This window comes from Paenibacillus sp. FSL M7-0896, from assembly GCF_037975415.1.
In the GTDB taxonomy this organism is placed as follows: domain Bacteria; phylum Bacillota; class Bacilli; order Paenibacillales; family Paenibacillaceae; genus Paenibacillus_AQ; species Paenibacillus_AQ silagei.
Genome location: NZ_CP150250.1, coordinates 5,466,023 through 5,483,238, shown reverse-complemented (window position 1 = coordinate 5,483,238; position 17,216 = coordinate 5,466,023). Strand labels below are relative to the sequence as shown.

At 53.2% G+C, this 17,216-nt stretch carries 16 protein-coding genes; 14 read left to right on the top strand and 2 right to left on the bottom strand.

Going from position 1 to position 17,216, the window contains the following annotated elements:
- Window positions 1-189 precede the first annotated feature (189 nt).
- From MKY12_RS23615 to MKY12_RS23605, 3 genes are all read left to right on the top strand, one after another.
- Window positions 190-726, top strand: a complete 537-nt coding sequence (locus MKY12_RS23615; protein WP_051478639.1) for a sigma-70 family RNA polymerase sigma factor — start codon at window positions 190-192, stop codon at window positions 724-726.
- Window positions 723-1,880, top strand: a complete 1,158-nt coding sequence (locus MKY12_RS23610) for a hypothetical protein (protein ID WP_339311141.1) — start codon at window positions 723-725, stop codon at window positions 1,878-1,880. Before MKY12_RS23615 ends, MKY12_RS23610 begins: the two co-directional genes overlap by 4 nt.
- A gap of 134 nt (window positions 1,881-2,014) precedes the next feature.
- A complete protein-coding gene (locus tag MKY12_RS23605; RefSeq protein ID WP_036732257.1) occupies window positions 2,015-3,040 on the top strand; it encodes a LacI family DNA-binding transcriptional regulator in 1,026 nt (341 codons plus the stop codon).
- 569 nt (window positions 3,041-3,609) lie between these two features.
- Here MKY12_RS23605 and MKY12_RS23600 read toward each other — a convergent pair.
- The gene (locus MKY12_RS23600) at window positions 3,610-4,563 is read right to left on the bottom strand and encodes a sugar kinase (RefSeq protein ID WP_339250324.1); all 954 of its coding nucleotides are present in this window, start codon (window positions 4,561-4,563) and stop codon (window positions 3,610-3,612) included.
- A 339-nt stretch (window positions 4,564-4,902) separates the two neighbouring features.
- On the opposite strand from MKY12_RS23600, the gene MKY12_RS23595 reads away from it, so the two are divergent.
- From MKY12_RS23595 to holA, 5 genes are all read left to right on the top strand, one after another.
- A complete protein-coding gene (locus MKY12_RS23595; protein ID WP_036732253.1) occupies window positions 4,903-5,544 on the top strand; it encodes a bifunctional 2-keto-4-hydroxyglutarate aldolase/2-keto-3-deoxy-6-phosphogluconate aldolase in 642 nt (213 codons plus the stop codon).
- A 168-nt stretch (window positions 5,545-5,712) separates the two neighbouring features.
- On the top strand, window positions 5,713-5,973 hold the full coding sequence (locus tag MKY12_RS23590) for a hypothetical protein (RefSeq protein ID WP_339311139.1): 261 nt from the start codon (window positions 5,713-5,715) through the stop codon (window positions 5,971-5,973).
- A gap of 290 nt (window positions 5,974-6,263) precedes the next feature.
- Window positions 6,264-6,815 (top strand): sigma-70 family RNA polymerase sigma factor, encoded by a 552-nt coding sequence (locus MKY12_RS23585; protein ID WP_036690462.1) that lies wholly within the window; start codon window positions 6,264-6,266, stop codon window positions 6,813-6,815.
- Window positions 6,812-8,068, top strand: a complete 1,257-nt coding sequence (locus MKY12_RS23580; RefSeq protein WP_339311137.1) for a zf-HC2 domain-containing protein — start codon at window positions 6,812-6,814, stop codon at window positions 8,066-8,068. The genes MKY12_RS23585 and MKY12_RS23580 overlap by 4 nt, the downstream gene beginning before the upstream one ends.
- Window positions 8,069-8,380: 312 nt before the next feature.
- A complete protein-coding gene (gene holA, locus MKY12_RS23575; RefSeq protein WP_036732248.1) occupies window positions 8,381-9,400 on the top strand; it encodes a DNA polymerase III subunit delta in 1,020 nt (339 codons plus the stop codon).
- A 181-nt stretch (window positions 9,401-9,581) separates the two neighbouring features.
- Here holA and rpsT read toward each other — a convergent pair whose 3' ends face one another.
- Complete coding sequence (gene rpsT, locus MKY12_RS23570; protein ID WP_036732246.1) at window positions 9,582-9,854, bottom strand: 30S ribosomal protein S20; 273 nt, start codon at window positions 9,852-9,854, stop codon at window positions 9,582-9,584.
- Window positions 9,855-10,034: 180 nt separating this feature from the next.
- On the opposite strand from rpsT, the gene gpr reads away from it, so the two are divergent.
- From gpr to MKY12_RS23540, 6 genes are all read left to right on the top strand, one after another.
- Window positions 10,035-11,045 carry a GPR endopeptidase gene (gene gpr / locus MKY12_RS23565; protein ID WP_036732245.1) on the top strand — a complete coding sequence of 337 codons (1,011 nt, stop codon included), beginning with the start codon at window positions 10,035-10,037 and terminating at the stop codon, window positions 11,043-11,045.
- A gap of 293 nt (window positions 11,046-11,338) precedes the next feature.
- Window positions 11,339-12,712 (top strand): stage II sporulation protein P, encoded by a 1,374-nt coding sequence (spoIIP, locus tag MKY12_RS23560; protein WP_339311134.1) that lies wholly within the window; start codon window positions 11,339-11,341, stop codon window positions 12,710-12,712.
- Between the two features lie 30 nt (window positions 12,713-12,742).
- A complete protein-coding gene (locus tag MKY12_RS23555; RefSeq protein WP_051478637.1) occupies window positions 12,743-13,240 on the top strand; it encodes a hypothetical protein in 498 nt (165 codons plus the stop codon).
- Between the two features lie 211 nt (window positions 13,241-13,451).
- Window positions 13,452-15,263: a translation elongation factor 4 gene (gene lepA, locus MKY12_RS23550; protein ID WP_036732242.1), complete on the top strand. Its 1,812-nt coding sequence runs from the start codon at window positions 13,452-13,454 to the stop codon at window positions 15,261-15,263.
- A 144-nt stretch (window positions 15,264-15,407) separates the two neighbouring features.
- Entirely contained in the window at window positions 15,408-16,592 is a 1,185-nt protein-coding gene (hemW, locus tag MKY12_RS23545; protein ID WP_036732240.1) for a radical SAM family heme chaperone HemW, read from the top strand.
- Between the two features lie 176 nt (window positions 16,593-16,768).
- Window positions 16,769-17,176: a GNAT family N-acetyltransferase gene (locus MKY12_RS23540; protein ID WP_339257594.1), complete on the top strand. Its 408-nt coding sequence runs from the start codon at window positions 16,769-16,771 to the stop codon at window positions 17,174-17,176.
- Window positions 17,177-17,216: the final 40 nt, after the last annotated feature.

Sequence of the window (17,216 nt, the reverse complement as noted above, 5' to 3'; positions counted from 1 at the left end):
TTGATTTCAGCTAACAGGGGCTAATTGAGCAGATTCTTCAAATTCTAATGCAGGAAATACAATAGAATGGAGATTAACGGCAAATATCGGCAATTCTATTGCAGAAAGTGCAATCCGCATATTCAGTTTTACAATAACAGGGAACCATATCCGCCGGCAGGAGTCTTATTAGGTGAGAGGGGAGAGAACATGCAGAGTAAAGAACTAACGTATAGCATGACCTGTGCCTCATCGGTATCGCTTCGCGAGATGATGGAGACTTACGGACAGGATGTATGGAATTATGCTTTTTTCTTAACCCGCAGCCGGGAGCAGGCCAGCGATATCAGCCAGGAAGTATTTCTTAAGGCCTACAAGAGCATCGGCAAGTACCGGGGACAGGCTACTCTAAAAACCTGGCTGCTGACCATCACACGCAATACAGCATTCAGCTTAAGGCGTAACAGCTTCTGGCGGAGGTTCGCTCCGCTGGGCAAACATGAGGACACCCGGGCCTCCCTGTCTGCGGAGAAAGAGGCCATCGGCAATCAATACGCTAACCGCATCTGGGAGATTATCATGGAGCTGCCGGACAAGTACCGGGAGGTGCTGGTGCTGGATATTCAGCAGGACCTGCCGGTGGCAGAGATGTCCGCTCTGCTCGGGATCGCGCAGGGAACAGTCAAATCCCGGCTCGGACGGGCCAGAGAGAAAGTGAGAACGGCGATAAAGGAGGAAGACCTGTGAAGACAAAACAAGAGCAGGAGCAAGTGAAGGTGATGAGCGGGGAGAAGGACTGGTATAAGCAAGCCGGGCGGAACCCGCTTGCAGAGCCGGGATTCACGCCACAGCTCATGGCGCGGATTGAAGAGGCTGCGGCAGAAGGCTCATCGGGCAAAAGCGGACTACGCCGCCCGTTCGGGCGGGTGGCCGCCCTTGGCGGATTGGCAGCCATCCTGCTGCTCGTCACGCTGATCTGGCCGTTTGGCCCAGGGTCCAGGCTCGATCCGGCAGGGAGGCTGGCAGCGGTCTTTAAGCCTGGTTCGGGAGCGGCTGTGGTCCAGCCTTCGGCATCTCCTTCGGCTTCGCAGAACGCAGCTTCTTCAGCGTCACCGCAATCCTACAGCCCGCCGGTTGGTTCTGCGGAGTTCGAGTTTGGCGGAATGAAGTATTACATGCCCCTGCCGATGAACAGAGACAAGACGCGCGCGCGTGCTGTTGAGACTAACGCCGGGATTGTTTGGTCGCCGCCGCCGCCGATGGTCAATTACAGCAAGCCCAAATACACCCATCCTACGGAGCCTTACACATTGTATCTGTCTCCAATAGGCCAGTCTGAGCTATCTGAAGCTACTGCTAAACGGATTTATACCTTACCGCTATATGCCGGCGGCTCGCAGCGTTATTATGAACTTACGGGGATCTGTGACGGAGGTAACTATGTAGTGCTGGCTATCGGAACGATCACTTTGGGTAAAGGGTTAGGAAGGACACCTGAAAAGTTATCCGTTTTAAATTTAAAATCAGCCGCAGCTGGAGAAACAGTAACCCCGCAGGAACTGCTGGATTTAAGCAGCCTGAGCACCGAATTTTCCAATTACAGATCCTTTGTAGCTTTTGATAAATTGAACAGTGAAATGCTGCTTGTTTATTACAGCAAAAATAATAACAATGGATACGATGTTCATAGCAGCCTGTATGACATTGCTACAGGGGCAACAATGGATGTAGGAAGCAAGATCGGCATTGATGTACAGGGTCTGAAATATACGGCTAATTATGAAGTGAACGGGAAGAAACGTAGTGCGGAACTCATACTGTATCTCGGCCAGCAGTGGTACTATGAATGGTACTATAACCAATACGGACAGCAGATTGATCCTGCTAAGACAGGGAAGTGACGGGCTCCTAATTATTTTACGTGGATCATATAGATAATTTACTAAAAAAAAGCTATACTTTTTGATAATATCTCTAAGTAAACGTTATTTGTGTTTACTTCTGGAGTTCGATATCGAAGAGTGGAGCGGGATCAATGAAGAAGCTGACTATTGAGGATGTGGCTAAGAAAGCGGGCGTATCGAAAAGCACAGTCTCGCAATTTTTGAATAAACGGTTCAAGTATATGAGTGAGGCGACCAAAAACCGCATTGCCGAGGTTATCGATGAGCTGAATTACCAGCCCAACGGGCTTGCCCGCAGTCTCAAGCAGAACCGCACGCATATGGTTGGCATTATTGTAGCCAATATTGATTATTCGCTATCCATCCAGTGTATCCGGGCGATCGAGAATGAGCTGCAGCGCCATGGGATTCAGGTGATCATCTGCAACTCGGACGAGAATGCCGATAAGGAGAATACTTATGTGGAGACGCTGGTCGCCCGTCAGGTGGATGGCCTGATTATTTTTCCGGCGGGAGATCAGCCTGCGCCTTACACCAGATTAATTGAAGCGGAATATCCGCTGGTCTTCATGGACCGGCTGGTTGACGGGATCACGACCCAGAGCCTGCTGCTGGATAACGAGATGGCGGTGAAGACCGCTATCCGGGAGCTGACCGGCCACGGCCATGAAGCGATTGCTATTCTATCCCTGCCGCTTGGCGTACATGCGATTACCCCGCGCAAGGAGCGAATGAGCGGGTACAAAAAAGCGATGGAGGAAGCGGGTCTGCCGCTGCTGGGTTCGTATATGCGAAGTGTGTCACGCGAAGACATCGCATCTGCACTGGACGAGCTGCTGCAGCTTCCCGAGCCTCCAACAGCGCTGCTTGCCGCCAATGATCTGGTACTGGGCGAAATTCTTAAATATGCGAACCGCAATGCCATTGCGATCCCCGGCCAGTTGTCGGTCATCGGCATCGACGATGCCGAATTCGCCCGGATCTATAATCCTGATATTACAACGATCCGCCAGCCGGCTTACGAGATGGGGATGCAGGCGGCCAAGATCATGCTCTCTTTGATCAACGATGCGGACAGCGCGATGCCCATCACCTACAGGTTCCCGCCTTCCTTGCAGCAGGGGGAGTCGGTGCAGCCGCCGGCTAAGCCGGAATAGAGCAGGTCGGGGCGGCGAAAGGTCCATCGTGGTGACAACTTATAGGAAATCTGCTCAGGAATCCACGGCTTTACGGACCCAGGGGCCGTTATTGTGCGGAAAAGAAGGGTTTTGTTAGTTTTACGGACTCAGGAGCCGTTAAATTGCTGTTTAGGGCGCTAGATGCCCGCGAAGTGCGGCTTAACGTCATCTGAGTCCGTTAGGCTTGCTATAGTGCAGCAATTCCCCAAATAACGGCTCTCCGGTCCGTAAGTCTATAGTTTGAGAGCAGGATTATGTACATTGAGCAAGACTATGTACTTTGCCGCGCGAACTGCTGGGAATGACGACTTGCCGGTTCGCAGGAAAAATGCTCGGATGAAACTGACTTATCGTAACTGAGCTGTAACTGAGCCATAAGTGAGCCATAACCATGCTGTACTACCTGCAATTCAGCCACACCTCTCTCACGCTACATATACAAAAGGGTGTCCCAGCCGTCTGTCGGCTCAGGGACACCCTTTTTGCTGTGCTAATGTGTGTTCATGCTGAAGCCTGGCGCTGCCGGCAGCAGAGCACCTGTTCTTTGGCTATACGCCTGCGCTCATGAACTCCTCCAGCCGGGCGCGGGTGGGAAGGCCGTCCATATCGCCAGGCGACATCACGGCGAGTGCGCCGATCGCATTGCCGCGCTTCACGGCTTCTGCTACGCTGAGCTTCTCCAGCATGGCGCTGATCACCCCAACCGCGAAGCCGTCTCCGGCGCCGACTGTATCGACAACCTGCTCGACCTTGAAGCCGTCCACATAACCCTCTTCACCAGCAGAGGTCTTGTAGTAAGCGCCCTCAGGACCAAGCTTGATCACTACAAGGGATACGCCGCGCTCCAGATAGTACCCGGCAATCTCCTCCGGAGTCTCAAGACCGGTGAGAATCTTGCCTTCTCCGTGTCCGGGCAGGAACCAGTCGCAGCGGGTAGCCAGATCGTTGATCGTATTAACCATAGTTTCGGTGTCTGGCCACAGGGTCGGGCGCAGATTCGGGTCCAGTGATACGGTCTTGCCGCGCTGCTTCATGAACTCCATGGCATGCAGCGAGAACTCGTGACACGAAGCCGAGAGTGCGGAAGAGATGCTGGTCACATGCAGATGGCCTGCGGAAGCGAAGTAATCTTCATCGAAGTCGGCGAGACTCAGCTTGGAGGCGGCGGAATTTTTGCGGAAATATTCCACCTTGGGATCTCCAGTGAGTACCTTGGATTTGATCAGCATGCCCGTGGAGAATTCCTTGGTCGTTGTGATGCTTGCGGTATCGATCTTCTCCTTGTTCAGCGCCGAGGTGATGAACTGGCCAAAGTTGTCTTCGCCAAGCTTGGTCACATAACCGGTCAGATGCTCCAGGCGTGATAATCCGGTGGCTACATTGCTCTCCGCACCTGCCAGCGCCTTGGAGAAGGAAGTGACCTCATGCAGGGGGCCGGCTTCATTGGCGTAGAACATGGCCATCGGCTCCCCGAAGGTGACTGCATCCAGCTGTTTATTCATGAATAGTTCCTCCTAAAATGAACACGTTATTATGGTTTGGAATAGAATATAAGTTGAAATTATCACATAAAACGGTTTTGTACAATATAGCAATGCTCATTCTGCGGGCTTATTTTGTACAGGAACAGGGGAAGACATTCGTTTTTCCTTGATAAATAAGCGTTTTTGAATATTTTCGAAGGATTGATAACGCTTCCTGAATAAATATATATTGACTGTTAGCGGCAATGTTATTACTATTTTCTTAGAAGGATAAAGCCTGATGTTAGTAAAATAGATAAATTAGTTTATCTAAATTATTATTCTTATGAATATATAACCAGAGAGGAAGTAACAATCATGAAGAAAATTAAAGTATTACAGAATATTACCTCTGTTGGCGTAGTAGCCGTTATCCGCGCGGATAATGCCGATGATGCTTATGCCATGTCGGTGGCTTGTATCGAGGGCGGACTGAACAATATCGAAGTGACCTTCACGACTCCGGGAGCCGAAGTGGCGATCAAGCGCTTGGTGGAAGAATACGGGGGCCGCGCCGTGATTGGTGCCGGTACTGTGCTTGATCCGCTGACGGCAAGAATAGCTATTCTGGCTGGTTCGGAATTTGTGGTCAGCCCGTCTTTTGAAGAGGATACTGCTAAGATGTGTAATCTGTACGGCATTCCTTACATGCCGGGCTGCATGACGCTGAATGAGATGAAGGAAGCCCTGAAGCTGGGTGTGGATGTGCTGAAGCTGTTCCCTGGCAGTGCGTTCGGACCGGACTATGTCAAGGCGGTTAAGGGGCCAATGCCGCATGTCAACATTATGCCTACCGGCGGCGTGGATCTGAACAATATGGAGAAATGGATCAAGAACGGCTGCATCGCTGTCGGCATCGGCGGCAACCTGACCGCACCGGCCAAGGAAGGCCGCTATGACCAGATCACAGAGCTGGCTGCTCAGTATGTAGCGAAGTTCAAGGAGATTCAAGGCAAGTGAAATACATGTACAACAGGAATGTCTTGCCTCTATGGGGCAGGGCATTTTTTTGTTGAATGTAGATATGCCTAAATGATGGAATTGCTGCCGCTTCGGGCAATACTTATAATAGAGGCAGAGTGCAGAGGCGCCTGCGGACATTGAGAAGTATACCTGAAAGGTGATGCCATGACTGGCGACGATCTTCGCAGCAAGCTGTACCCGACACTGGTAGTGGAAGAAGCCGATTATGTGGAGATTCTAACTGCAGTCCACGGCTGCAGGGTGAGCGCGGGAGCCATCTATAAGCTGTATCGTAACTATAATCATCCGCAACTTTTTGAGCAGGGGGAAGTATATGTGCTTGATGATGACTCCAGGGAGAATTATGCGGTGCTCCTGGTGTGCGCAACTATATTATATACATTAGAGGAGCCGTCTCGGTCGTAGCGTAAGTCAGGTACGGGACGGTCTGCTTCTCATGTCATTTCTGTAACTAACTTCTATAAAAAGAGTATTTGAATGATAGCAGCATCCCTTGTATGCTTAGTAGGGATTGTGGACTACAAGTAGAAACGGCTTTGCTGTCCTTTTTTAGGACGGTACCGTTTCAGCGAGAAAGATAAGGAACATTTATGCGCGAAGCATATCGTTTTTGTCTTTTAAAATAATCATTACAGGCTTGCAACAAATTCGCAGTCTTGCGCGTCAGTAAGATTGCATAGAGAGGGGGAACCTTCGTGGTGGAGCAGGGACTCATCAGAGCCGCTCAAGCGGGCGATCGCGACGCTCTAATCACCCTATTGCGAGAAATTGAAGGGCATGTATATAAGACGGCCTTCTACATTCTGCATAATGAACAGGATGCTCTGGATGCCTCCCAGGAAGCGTTGATCCGGGTGTACACCAAGATCGGCTCCTATGAGGAGAAGGCGCAGTTCAAAACATGGGTTCAGCGAATAGTAACCAACATATGTATAGACAAATTCCGGAGAACGAAGCCTACCGTTTCTATCGATGAACACGAAATGGTGTTCCAGGATAAAAAACATAACGTAGAGCGCGAAGTGATGTCGGGTTATCTGGCGGAGGATATCCGCGAGGCCATCGACCAGCTTCCGGAGCATCACCGGACGGTAATCGTGCTTCGCTATTTACAGGATTTTTCTTACAACGAGATTGCAGACTGTCTGGATCTGCCTCTGAACACGGTCAAATCGTACCTGTTCCGGGCGCGGCAGCAGCTGCAGAATAGACTTCAGGAGTATCAGAAAGGTGGTGTGTCAGGATGAAGTGCGCGGAGGTGATGGAATGGATGCACCGCTATTTAGATAATGATCTCAGTCAGGAAGAAATGCTTGAAATGTTCCGTCATATCGACGATTGTCCTTCCTGCGCGGAAGTCTTGGACCGGCTGACGCTGCTCTCCCAGCAGCTGGAGCAGCTTCCCGACGTGAAGCCCCCCTTCAGTCTGGTTGACTCTATCCTGCCTCAGCTTGAACAGCTGGACCGCGGTGTCCCGGAAGAGCCTGCCGTAATGGAGCCGGAAGATCCGAAGGTTATTCCCTTCTCCCGTTCAAATAACCGGGGCAAGAAGTCTAAGGGCCCTTCACTGGCTGCGCGGACAGGCATTGGTGCTGCGGCGGCAGCGGTGATTCTGCTCATCGCCGTATTCAATATGCCGAAGAGTCTGCCAGGCGCAGACTTGGATATGTCATCCCAATTAATGAGCGGCGGAGCGGCGAACTCCAGCATGAGTACGGAGAGCAGTGCAGACGCCCCGCAGGCGGACGGACAGAATAACAGCGGCGGCAGCAGTGAGCTGCGAAAGATGGATCAGGCCACGCCTAGTGAATCTGCAGACGTTAATTTGAAATCTGCACCGCCTGCTCCCAGTGAGGGTGCTGATCAACCAGCCGCAGCCGGCGGTGGTATGCCTTCAGACAAGGTGCCTGCGGTAAGCGAAGCTCCGATCAGCAACCGCGCCGCTACTTCGCCTCCGGCGGACCGCCCCAAGAGCACCAAGAAAGCGGATAGCCGGTCGGCAGAGCCCCAAAGCACGACGTCGAGTGCGCCAACACAAGAGAATATAGCGGATGATAAGGCGGCTGCGGGAGATGCACGGATAGCGCCGACTCCAGCCGCTAACGAGGCAGGAGCCATGCTGATGGTCGCAGATTCCTCGTGGACTTCACCCGACGGGCAGCATATGGCTGAGATGACTGGCCAGCATGTTGTAATCTATAGCTTAACCGCAGAAGGAGAAGAACAACAACGAACAGTATTAACTTCGCTTCCTTTGGAGGGGAACTGGGTCTCCGGTGTGTGGTCGGAAGACGGCACCCAGTTCACTTATGTGCTACAGCTTGAGGACGGTACGCAGACGACGAAGGTATACACGGTTCCGGCAGAGAGCGCAACACCTGCTCCATCCGCTTCTCCGGCTCCTGCCAACTCTTCAGCGCCTACCGCTTCTCCGGCGGCGTCTGCTTCACCGGTCACCAGCCCGGCTATTACCCCGGACGCGGCAACGTCCGATAAATAACCGGAACGTTCTTCCGGCCTGCGGAATATGCTAAGGCAAGAGGACATGAATTACAGGCTATGCGAGTATCATCGGTATGACCGGCGGCCGGGAGAGTTTCTAGAGCTGCTCCCTCCGTCGTTTATATAGATGCGCCGCTGAAACGGAGTAACTTTGGCCCTGGCTGCCGAGGTTGCTCCGTTTTGGCTTGCGCCCCGGTCAGGACAAAGTCATAATGGTGATACCTATGTTTTCAGCCGATTTTTTGTTAAAATGTACGAATGTATGTGTCTGATACGGACCAGGCAAGTAAATGAAAAAGGAAGTGGCGGGATGGATGCCAAAACGGCGGCCAAAGACATCAAGCAAGGAAAGGTCTCTCCGCTGTACCTGCTGTACGGCAGTGAGAAGTTCCGGATGAATGAATTCGCGGCCATGCTGGAGGAACACCTGATCCCCAAAGAAGACCGCGATTTCGCGGTGATCCCGTTCGATCTCTCCGAAACTCCGGTTCAGGCGGTCATTGAAGAGGCGGAGACGGTTCCGTTCATGGTAGAACGCAAGCTCCTGCTGGTGCGGGATGCGGCTCTGTTCACGGCAGGCAAGGAGAAGGCGAAGCTGGAACATAACGTGGAGATGCTGAGCGAATATATGCAGCACCCTGCCGAGTTCAGTGTGATTGTATTTATGGTGAACGGCGACAAGCTGGATGAACGTAAAAAAATCGTCAAAAGCATCAAGACCGCCGGCACCGTGCTGGCCTTCAATCCCCTGGGTGCGGAGGAGCTGCTGCGCTGGGTGGAGAAGGGCTTCCGCGAACGCGGCTGCTCCCTTGCGCCGGGGACAGCGGAGGTTCTGATTGCAAGCAGCGGAACCGGACTCCAGGGTCTGTCTGCAGAGATGGACAAGCTGTGTCTGTTCGCCGGTACTGGCGGGCGGGTGGATGCGGCAGCGGTGGAAAGTCTGGTCCACCGGGGAACAGAGCAGAACATCTTCACGCTGGTGGAGGATATTGCGAATCTGCGCCTGGACAAGGCACTGAATACGCTCTATGAGCTGCTCAAGCAGCGGGAGGAGCCGATCAAGATCGCTTCGCTGATTGCCCGGCAGTTCAGAATCATCCTGCAGGTCAAGGATCTGTCAGCCCTTAGCTATTCGCAGGGACAGATTGCCTCCCAGCTCGGACTGCATCCGTATGCAGTGAAGCTTGCCGGAGAGCAGGCTCATAAGTTCGGAAGCCAGCGGCTGCGGCAGATCCTGAGTATACTGGCGGATCTGGACTATCAGATGAAGACGGGAGCTGTCGATAAGGTGCTGGGGCTGGAGATGTTCATGCTGCGCCTTGGAGCCTGAATAGAGCGGCCTTACATGGAACGAATCAAAGAGCCTGTCCACCCGCGTGTATCATGGGATGGACAGGCTCTTTGATTGTACAGCGGTATTAATGAAGGAAGTTAACGAGCATAAAAAAACCTAACCGTATGCAGCATAGCGGTCAGGTTCTTCAGTGCTCGTTATGATTGTCGCCCTTGGCTTAGGCTTGAGCCTTGAGAGCGTTCAATTTCTTAGCCAAGCGGGATTTTTTGCGGGCAGCCGCATTTTTATGAACCAGGCCTTTAGTTACAGCCTTGTCCAGCTTTTTGGAAGCCGCTTGGAAAGCAGCCTGAGCTACTTCAACTTCCGTACCAGTCACTGCTACATCAGCAGTTTTCACAGCTGTACGAAGAGCGGACTTCTGGGAAGCGTTCAGTGCACGGCGTTTCTCGATCGTCTTGACGCGTTTTATCGCGGATTTGATATTTGGCATTGCATTCACCTCCTGAAAGACATTCGAAATCAACAAATGATTCACAACTTAAAATAGTTTAGCATGAAGGGTAGCAAAAAGCAAGATAAAAAGCTTTGTAATTCCCTTAGAGCGGTTTGTATAAACGGAGGCTTTCTCTCGCACACTATCAGCAATATGCAAAAGGAGGCTGAACTAAGAATGGAACTGGATCTTCAGCTGTATTCGGTACGTACGGACTTGGCGGTGGAAGCGAAGGAAATGGCAGAGCGGCACGCCAATACGCCGATCCCGGGTGTCAATGAGGAAGTGGAAGAAGCGGACGGCATCAAGGTCACGAGACTTGCTGTAGCAGACCTTGCCGGTTCTCAGGCGATTGGACGCGCTATCGGCAATTACGTGACCCTGGAGGTGCCTGGGCTGCGCGGAGGGGACACCGGGCTGCAGCAGAAGGTCTCCACAGTGTTCGCCCGGGAATTCGAGCACTTTCTGGATGAAATCGGCATTGACCGCGATTCCAAGGTCCTTATCGTAGGCTTGGGCAACTGGAATGTGACGCCTGACTCGCTCGGCCCGCTGGTCGTTGAGAATGCACTGATTACCCGCCAGTTCTATGAGCTGGTGCCCGACCAGATTTCGCCCGGGTACCGGAATGTCAGTGCTATTGCTCCCGGAGTGCTCGGCCTGACGGGGATTGAATCCAGCGAAGTGGTACAGGGGATTGTGGACCGCACCAGCCCGGATGTCATTATAGCCATTGATGCGCTGGCCTCCCGTTCACTGGAGAGGATCAATACCACCATCCAGATTGCGGACATCGGCATTCATCCCGGCTCAGGGATCGGGAACAAGCGCAGAGGGCTGACCAAGGAGGTGCTGGGCGTACCCTGCATCGCCATCGGCGTCCCAACGGTCTGCTATGCTTCCACCATCGTCAACAATGTGCTGGAGATGATGCGGACCCATTTCGGGCAGATGGCGGACGGCGGTGCTCACACCAAAGAAATTATGGGTCTCCTTGATGATATATCTGAGCAGGAGCGTCTCGCCCTGGTGAAGGAAGTGCTTGAGCCGCTGGGGCATGACCTGATTGTGACCCCCAAAGAGATCGATGAATTCATTGAAGAGATCGCCAACATTGTGGCAAGCGGACTGAATGCTGCACTCCATGAAGCGGTAGATCCGGGCAATGTCGGAGCTTACACTCACTGATCTGTCACTTATCACCTCGCCCGCACCGTCTGCTATAACGCAGAACTGGTGGCGGGCTTTTTGTATAAATATAAGAACTTATATGTTTCACACGATAACTTATCCTTCTATTTCCCGCTGAAACGGTACCGTCCTTTAAAAGGACGGCGAAGCCGTTTCTACTTGGTGTTGCCCCCTCACTTCTCTATCGTTACTCCCTGCTATCTCTCATTCTGTGGTTCTAGCACAACCCTTCCGCTCATAGATTTGGAGTATGAGAGATTACAGAGGGCTTAGAGGAGGACATAACAATCATGAACAGAAAATGGTTTCAGCTATGGAATATAGGGCGGCTGCGCGGACGGCTGATGGATATTCTGTCGCTGGGAAGGACGATGCTGCTGCTGGCCGGAGGTTCGCTTGTGTTGTTCATGCTGCTTGGAGCTGGCGGATTGGCCGGGCAGAAGCTGAATTCTTCGCCCATTCCTTCCATGAAAGGCCTGGCGGCTTCGCTCTCCAGTGGATTCTTCATGGAGCTGCTGGGCATGGAGGTCCCCCATCTGCCGAAGGGCGAGGAGCCTTCAGCCTTCTCCGGGGACAAGGTGACCTCCTTCGTATTCCGGCTGCTTACCAGCGTTGATCCTGGTGATCCCAAGAGTCTGGTCTCACGTGAGATGCCCGGACTTGCTGCCGATGATCCCTTCCTGCTGCGGCAAGGCTCAGGGGGAAGTACAGGAGCACCGGCTGATTATCATCCGGGGGGCGATGAACTGGCCACCGGGGAAGATCCCGGAGCAGGGGGCGATCCTGGAGCCCCGCCGGATTCAGGGAACGGTACTGAGGCTGGTAATGGCCATGACAATCCGGGGGAAGGCGTGGTAGAGCCCGAGGCTTCGCCTGTCCCTGACCCGTCCGGTACAGAACCTGACGAGGGCTACTCCGGAAGCGGAGATGCGGAGAATGGCACAGGAGATACTTCGGTCAAGCGTATTCTCGTTTATCATTCCCATCCCCGGGAGGCCTATAATCCGCTGCTTGGCGCACAGAGCGACAACCCCAGCTCGGCAGTCCCTTCCAAGAATGTCATGCTGGTAGGCTCCTATATTGCCAAGAGGCTGGAAGAGCGGGGGATCGGAACTGTCCATGCCCAGGAGGACTATGCTACAGAGGTACCGGGCTACAACTGGAACTTCTCTTATAAATATTCACGTATGACTGTGAAATCGGCCATGGCCTCCAATCAGAACATGAGTGAGCTGATTGATATTCACCGTGATTCGCAGCGGCACGGCAAAACGACAGCTTTGATTAACGGGAAAAATTATGCCCAGGTATATTTTATTTTGGGGCATGCGAATAAAAACTGGAAACAAAACGAGGCCTTCGCCAATAAAATCCATCAGCTGCTGGAGAAAAATTATCCTGGAATTTCACGCGGGATATGGGGGAAATCGTCCGGAAACGGGAATAATGGGGAATATAACCAGACGTTGTCCCCGAACAGTGTGCTGATTGAGGTAGGCGGAATTGACAACAGCGCCGATGAGCTGAAGCGGACGGCGAATATTCTGGCGGATGCCATCGCTGATGTGTACTGGAGCAGCCGGGATGCCGAGAAGGCAGCTGCGCCAGATCAGGGCAGTACGCAATCTGGAGGCACCGGGGCAGAGACATCAACAGGTTCCTGAACGGATTATAGCTGAAAAGGAGCGGAGAATATGACACGGTTCGGTAAAAAGCTGGTAATGGTCGGAATATGGGCGGGCGTGGGGCTGCTGATCGGACTGCAGTTCGGCGGCGGCGGTTCGGGAGTCTCCGGTATACTGCCGGACTGGAGTAAGCCAGCCGGGAGCAGCGCGCCTGGACAGAACGTTACGGCCGGAACTGCGTACGTTCCGGCTGCCAGTACAGCCCCGGGCGGCCAGGCTTATGTATATGTGCCCGTGACTATTGATCCCGTAACGGGCGCTTACACCATGCTGCCCATGAAGCAGCCGGTTGCAGGTACACAGGCGCAGACGGCTGGCGGCACGGGCAGCCTCCCGCAGCAGGAGGTGAAGGACTACTCTGCGCTCAGTCCTGAGCAGATTCTGATCCCGGAGGAGCAGAAGCCGACTGTGGATGTGCTGGCGGATAAGACCGCTGGCCTGCTCCAGCAGGCTTCGCAGAAGGGCATCCGCTGGGTGGTCTCCCTCTTCGACTCGTCGGAGGAGTGAGCAGGAGCTGGGCTGGAACGAGGTTTAGCACAAAAACGGCTGCGGATGATGGAAGTCCGCACTCGTTTTTGTGTTTTTTTGCAGGATTCACCCTGCGATTGCAGAGGGTTCAGGCGGTTTCTTTCTTTTCCAGCGTCCGGCGGGATTGATGGGTGAAGCCCGTACTGTTATAATAAGTGGATTAACATTAGGCTGTCTGTGGGGGTAAGGAATGACTGACGTTCAGAAACGACAACAACAAATTCGCAATTTCTCGATTATTGCACATATAGACCATGGCAAATCGACATTGGCTGACCGCATTCTGGAGTATACGGGTGCGCTGACTTCGCGTGAAATGCAGGAGCAGGTTCTGGATCAGATGGATCTGGAGCGCGAGCGGGGCATCACCATCAAGCTGCAGGCCGTACGCCTGACGTACCGTGCCGATGACGGCCAGGAATATTATTTGAATCTGATTGACACACCGGGGCATGTCGATTTCACCTATGAGGTATCCCGCAGTCTGGCTGCCTGTGAAGGCGCTCTTCTGGTAGTGGATGCAGCCCAGGGGATTGAGGCCCAGACGCTGGCCAACGTGTATCTGGCGCTTGACAACAATCTGGAGATTCTTCCGGTACTCAACAAGATCGATCTTCCGAATGCAGATCCTGAACGGGTGAAGCAGGAGATTGAGGATGTCATCGGGCTGGATGCCAGCGAAGCCGTTCTGGCTTCCGCTAAGGCAGGCATTGGCATCAAGGAGATTCTGGAGCAGGTCGTGAAGCAGGTTCCGGCGCCGACTGGAAACTCGGAAGAACCGCTTAAGGCGCTGATCTTCGACTCCCATTATGACCCGTACAAGGGCGTAATCGTCTATGTCCGCGTAATGGACGGCAGTATCCGTGCCGGTTCCAAGATCAGAATGATGGCCACTGATAAAACCTTTGAGGTTATTGAGGTGGGGGCATTCATGCCGCGTATGACCATTGTACCCGAGCTGAACATCGGCGATGTCGGCTTCATTGTGGCCGGGATTAAGCATGTGGGCGACACTCGTGTCGGTGATACCGTGACGGATGCCAAGCGTCCGACTGCTGAGCCGCTGCCGGGTTACCGCAGAATTAATCCGATGGTCTATTGCGGTCTCTATCCGATTGAGACCTCTGATTATAATGACCTTCGTGAAGCGCTGGAGAAGCTGCAGCTGAACGATGCTTCCCTGAGCTTCGAGCCGGAGAGCTCCAGCGCCCTTGGTTTTGGCTTCCGGTGCGGCTTCCTGGGGCTGCTGCATATGGAGATTATTCAGGAGCGGATCGAACGCGAGTTCAATCTGCCGCTGATTACTACCGCGCCGAGCGTTATTTACCGCATTAAGCTGACGAACGGGGAGACCATTCAGATCGACAATCCGTCGCATTATCCGGAGATCGGGACGATTGACTTCATCGAAGAGCCGTATGTCAAAGCAGCCATTATTGTGCCTAACGACTTCGTGGGAACCGTTATGGAGCTGTGCCAGAACAAACGCGGCGAATTCGTCAACATGGAGTATCTGGACAGCAACCGTGTAACCATTACGTACGAGATTCCGTTGTCCGAGATCGTCTACGACTTCTTCGACCAGTTGAAATCCGGCACGAAGGGTTATGCATCCTACGATTACGAGATCTCCGGTTACCGCCAGTCCAATCTCGTGAAGATGGATATCCTGCTGAACAATGAGCAGGTCGATGCGCTGTCCTTCATCGTTCACCGCGACCGCGCCTACAACCGCGGCCGGGTCATCTGTGAGAAGCTGCGCGGTATTATCCCCCGCCAGATGTTCGAGGTGCCGATTCAGGCTTCCGTCGGCACGAAGGTGGTTGCGCGTGAGACCGTTAAGGCCATGCGCAAGAACGTATTAGCCAAATGCTACGGCGGCGATATCTCGCGTAAGCGGAAGCTGCTGGAGAAGCAGAAGGAAGGGAAGAAGCGCATGAAGCAGGTCGGCAGCGTCGAGGTGCCGCAGGAAGCGTTCATGGCCGTGCTTCAGATTGAGTAGCAGCATATAAGCTCCCCCCGGAGCTTTCGGTTTATCGCAGAAACGGGTGCCGTCCTACGTAGGGCGGTGCAGCCGTTTCTTCTTGCTTTTTAGCAGCAGGTAGTGTGGCAGGCCTGTATATTAATAGAACAAAGGAGACAGCTAATGAATACAGCTACGAGCACTGCACACCATGGCCGTCCCCCTGAGGCCGTATATATTCACATCCCGTTCTGCACCAATAAATGCTTCTATTGTGATTTCAACTCTTACGTGCTGAAGGACCAGCCGGTGATGGACTATCTCCATGCGCTTGACCGCGAGATGGAGCTGACCGTGCAGCACACGCCTCCGGGTGTGATCAAGACGATTTTTGTCGGCGGGGGTACGCCTACTGTCCTCAAGCCTGATGAGATGGCTTATTTCCTGGAATCGGTCCGCAGGCATTTTCCGCAGTGGGACGAGAATATTGAGTTCTCTATGGAAGCTAACCCCGGAACTACCGATATTGATAAGCTCAGAGTCATGAAGGAAGGCGGCGTCAACCGGGTCAGCTTCGGGGTGCAGGCGTTCCAAAATGAGCTGCTGAGCGGAATCGGCCGGATTCATGATGTGAATGACGTATACCGCAGTCTGGAGAATGCCCGTGCGGTCGGGCTTAATAACCTGTCGCTGGATCTGATGTTCGGCCTGCCGAACCAGACGGTGGATATGCTCAGAGAGAGTATCGACAAGGCGCTGGCGCTGGATCTTCCGCATTATTCCATCTACAGTCTGAAAGTGGAGGAGAATACGCTGTTCCACACCCTGTTCAACAAGAACAAGCTTCCGCTGCCGAATGAAGAGGATGAGCTGGCGATGTACCTGCTGCTTATGTCTACCATGGAGGCTGCGGGGTATACGCAATATGAGATCAGTAATTTTGCCAAGCCGGGGCTGGAGAGCCGCCACAACATCACGTACTGGCGCAACGAGGATTATTACGGTCTGGGCGCAGGGGCGCACGGATATGTGGGCCGGCAGCGGCACATGAATATCAAGGGCGTGAACCCTTATAACGAGGCTTCGCGCAGCGGGCTGCCGCGTCTGGACAGCTTTGAGATCTCCGAGCAGGAGGCGATGGAGGATTTCATGATGGTTGGCCTACGGATGCGCGAAGGGGTTTCGGATGCGGCGTTCCGCTCACAATTCGGAAAGCCGCTGGAGGCTGTTTTTGCAGGACCGCTGCATAAAATGCTGAAGGCCGGGCTGCTGGAGCAGGCCGGGGACACCTATCGTCTGAGCAAGCAGGGAATCCTGTTCGGCAACGATGTTTTCGGGGAATTTGTCGGTGCTTTGACAGAGGTTTAATTTTGAAATACCTCTTGAATTGTAATTCACCTTGTTGTATATTTATTCATATTAACAACAAGGGGTGAGTCAAGGTGCTTGTCAAAACGGATCATTTCCAAGAGGCTTCTCCAGCAGGAGAGCAGCAAGTGATATGCAGAAATGCTACGGTGGAGGATGTAGAGCCGCTGTATCTGATGATAGAGGAGTATGCCAGGCAGGGGATTATGCTGCCCCGTTCAAGGCAAGCACTGACCCGCCAGATCGACCAGTTCGTGATCGCCGAGATCGGCGGCAAGTTTGTCGGCTGCGGTTCCTTGTTCCGGCTCGGAAATGACCTTGTTGAGGTCCGTTCGATTGGCCTGAATGATGCTGGCAAGGGCAAAGGTGTAGGAACGATGATCCTGGAGAAGCTGGTTGAAGAAGCGAGACGCCAGCAGATTCCGAAGATTATGGCACTGACCTATGCCGTGGACTTCTTCCTTAAGAACGGCTTCGATGTGGTGCAGAAGGAGATTTTCCCCGAGAAGGTCTGGACCGATTGTGTGAACTGCAAGAAGCAGCATGCCTGCGACGAGATCGCCGTGCTGAAGAGACTGGACTAATCCGGCGGGCTCTAGCCCCCAGTAAACTATATAATAAGAA

Coding starts and splice junctions, on each gene's coding strand:
- MKY12_RS23615 (WP_051478639.1), top strand. CDS start 190: ATGCAGAGTAAAGAACTAACGTATAGCATGACCTGTGCCTCATCGGTA.
- MKY12_RS23605 (WP_036732257.1), top strand. CDS start 2,015: ATGAAGAAGCTGACTATTGAGGATGTGGCTAAGAAAGCGGGCGTATCG.
- MKY12_RS23600 (WP_339250324.1), bottom strand. CDS start 4,563: ATGAATAAACAGCTGGATGCAGTCACCTTCGGGGAGCCGATGGCCATG.
- MKY12_RS23595 (WP_036732253.1), top strand. CDS start 4,903: ATGAAGAAAATTAAAGTATTACAGAATATTACCTCTGTTGGCGTAGTA.
- MKY12_RS23590 (WP_339311139.1), top strand. CDS start 5,713: ATGACTGGCGACGATCTTCGCAGCAAGCTGTACCCGACACTGGTAGTG.
- MKY12_RS23580 (WP_339311137.1), top strand. CDS start 6,812: ATGAAGTGCGCGGAGGTGATGGAATGGATGCACCGCTATTTAGATAAT.
- holA (WP_036732248.1), top strand. CDS start 8,381: ATGGATGCCAAAACGGCGGCCAAAGACATCAAGCAAGGAAAGGTCTCT.
- rpsT (WP_036732246.1), bottom strand. CDS start 9,854: ATGCCAAATATCAAATCCGCGATAAAACGCGTCAAGACGATCGAGAAA.
- gpr (WP_036732245.1), top strand. CDS start 10,035: ATGGAACTGGATCTTCAGCTGTATTCGGTACGTACGGACTTGGCGGTG.
- spoIIP (WP_339311134.1), top strand. CDS start 11,339: ATGAACAGAAAATGGTTTCAGCTATGGAATATAGGGCGGCTGCGCGGA.
- MKY12_RS23555 (WP_051478637.1), top strand. CDS start 12,743: ATGACACGGTTCGGTAAAAAGCTGGTAATGGTCGGAATATGGGCGGGC.
- lepA (WP_036732242.1), top strand. CDS start 13,452: ATGACTGACGTTCAGAAACGACAACAACAAATTCGCAATTTCTCGATT.
- hemW (WP_036732240.1), top strand. CDS start 15,408: ATGAATACAGCTACGAGCACTGCACACCATGGCCGTCCCCCTGAGGCC.
- MKY12_RS23540 (WP_339257594.1), top strand. CDS start 16,769: ATGATAGAGGAGTATGCCAGGCAGGGGATTATGCTGCCCCGTTCAAGG.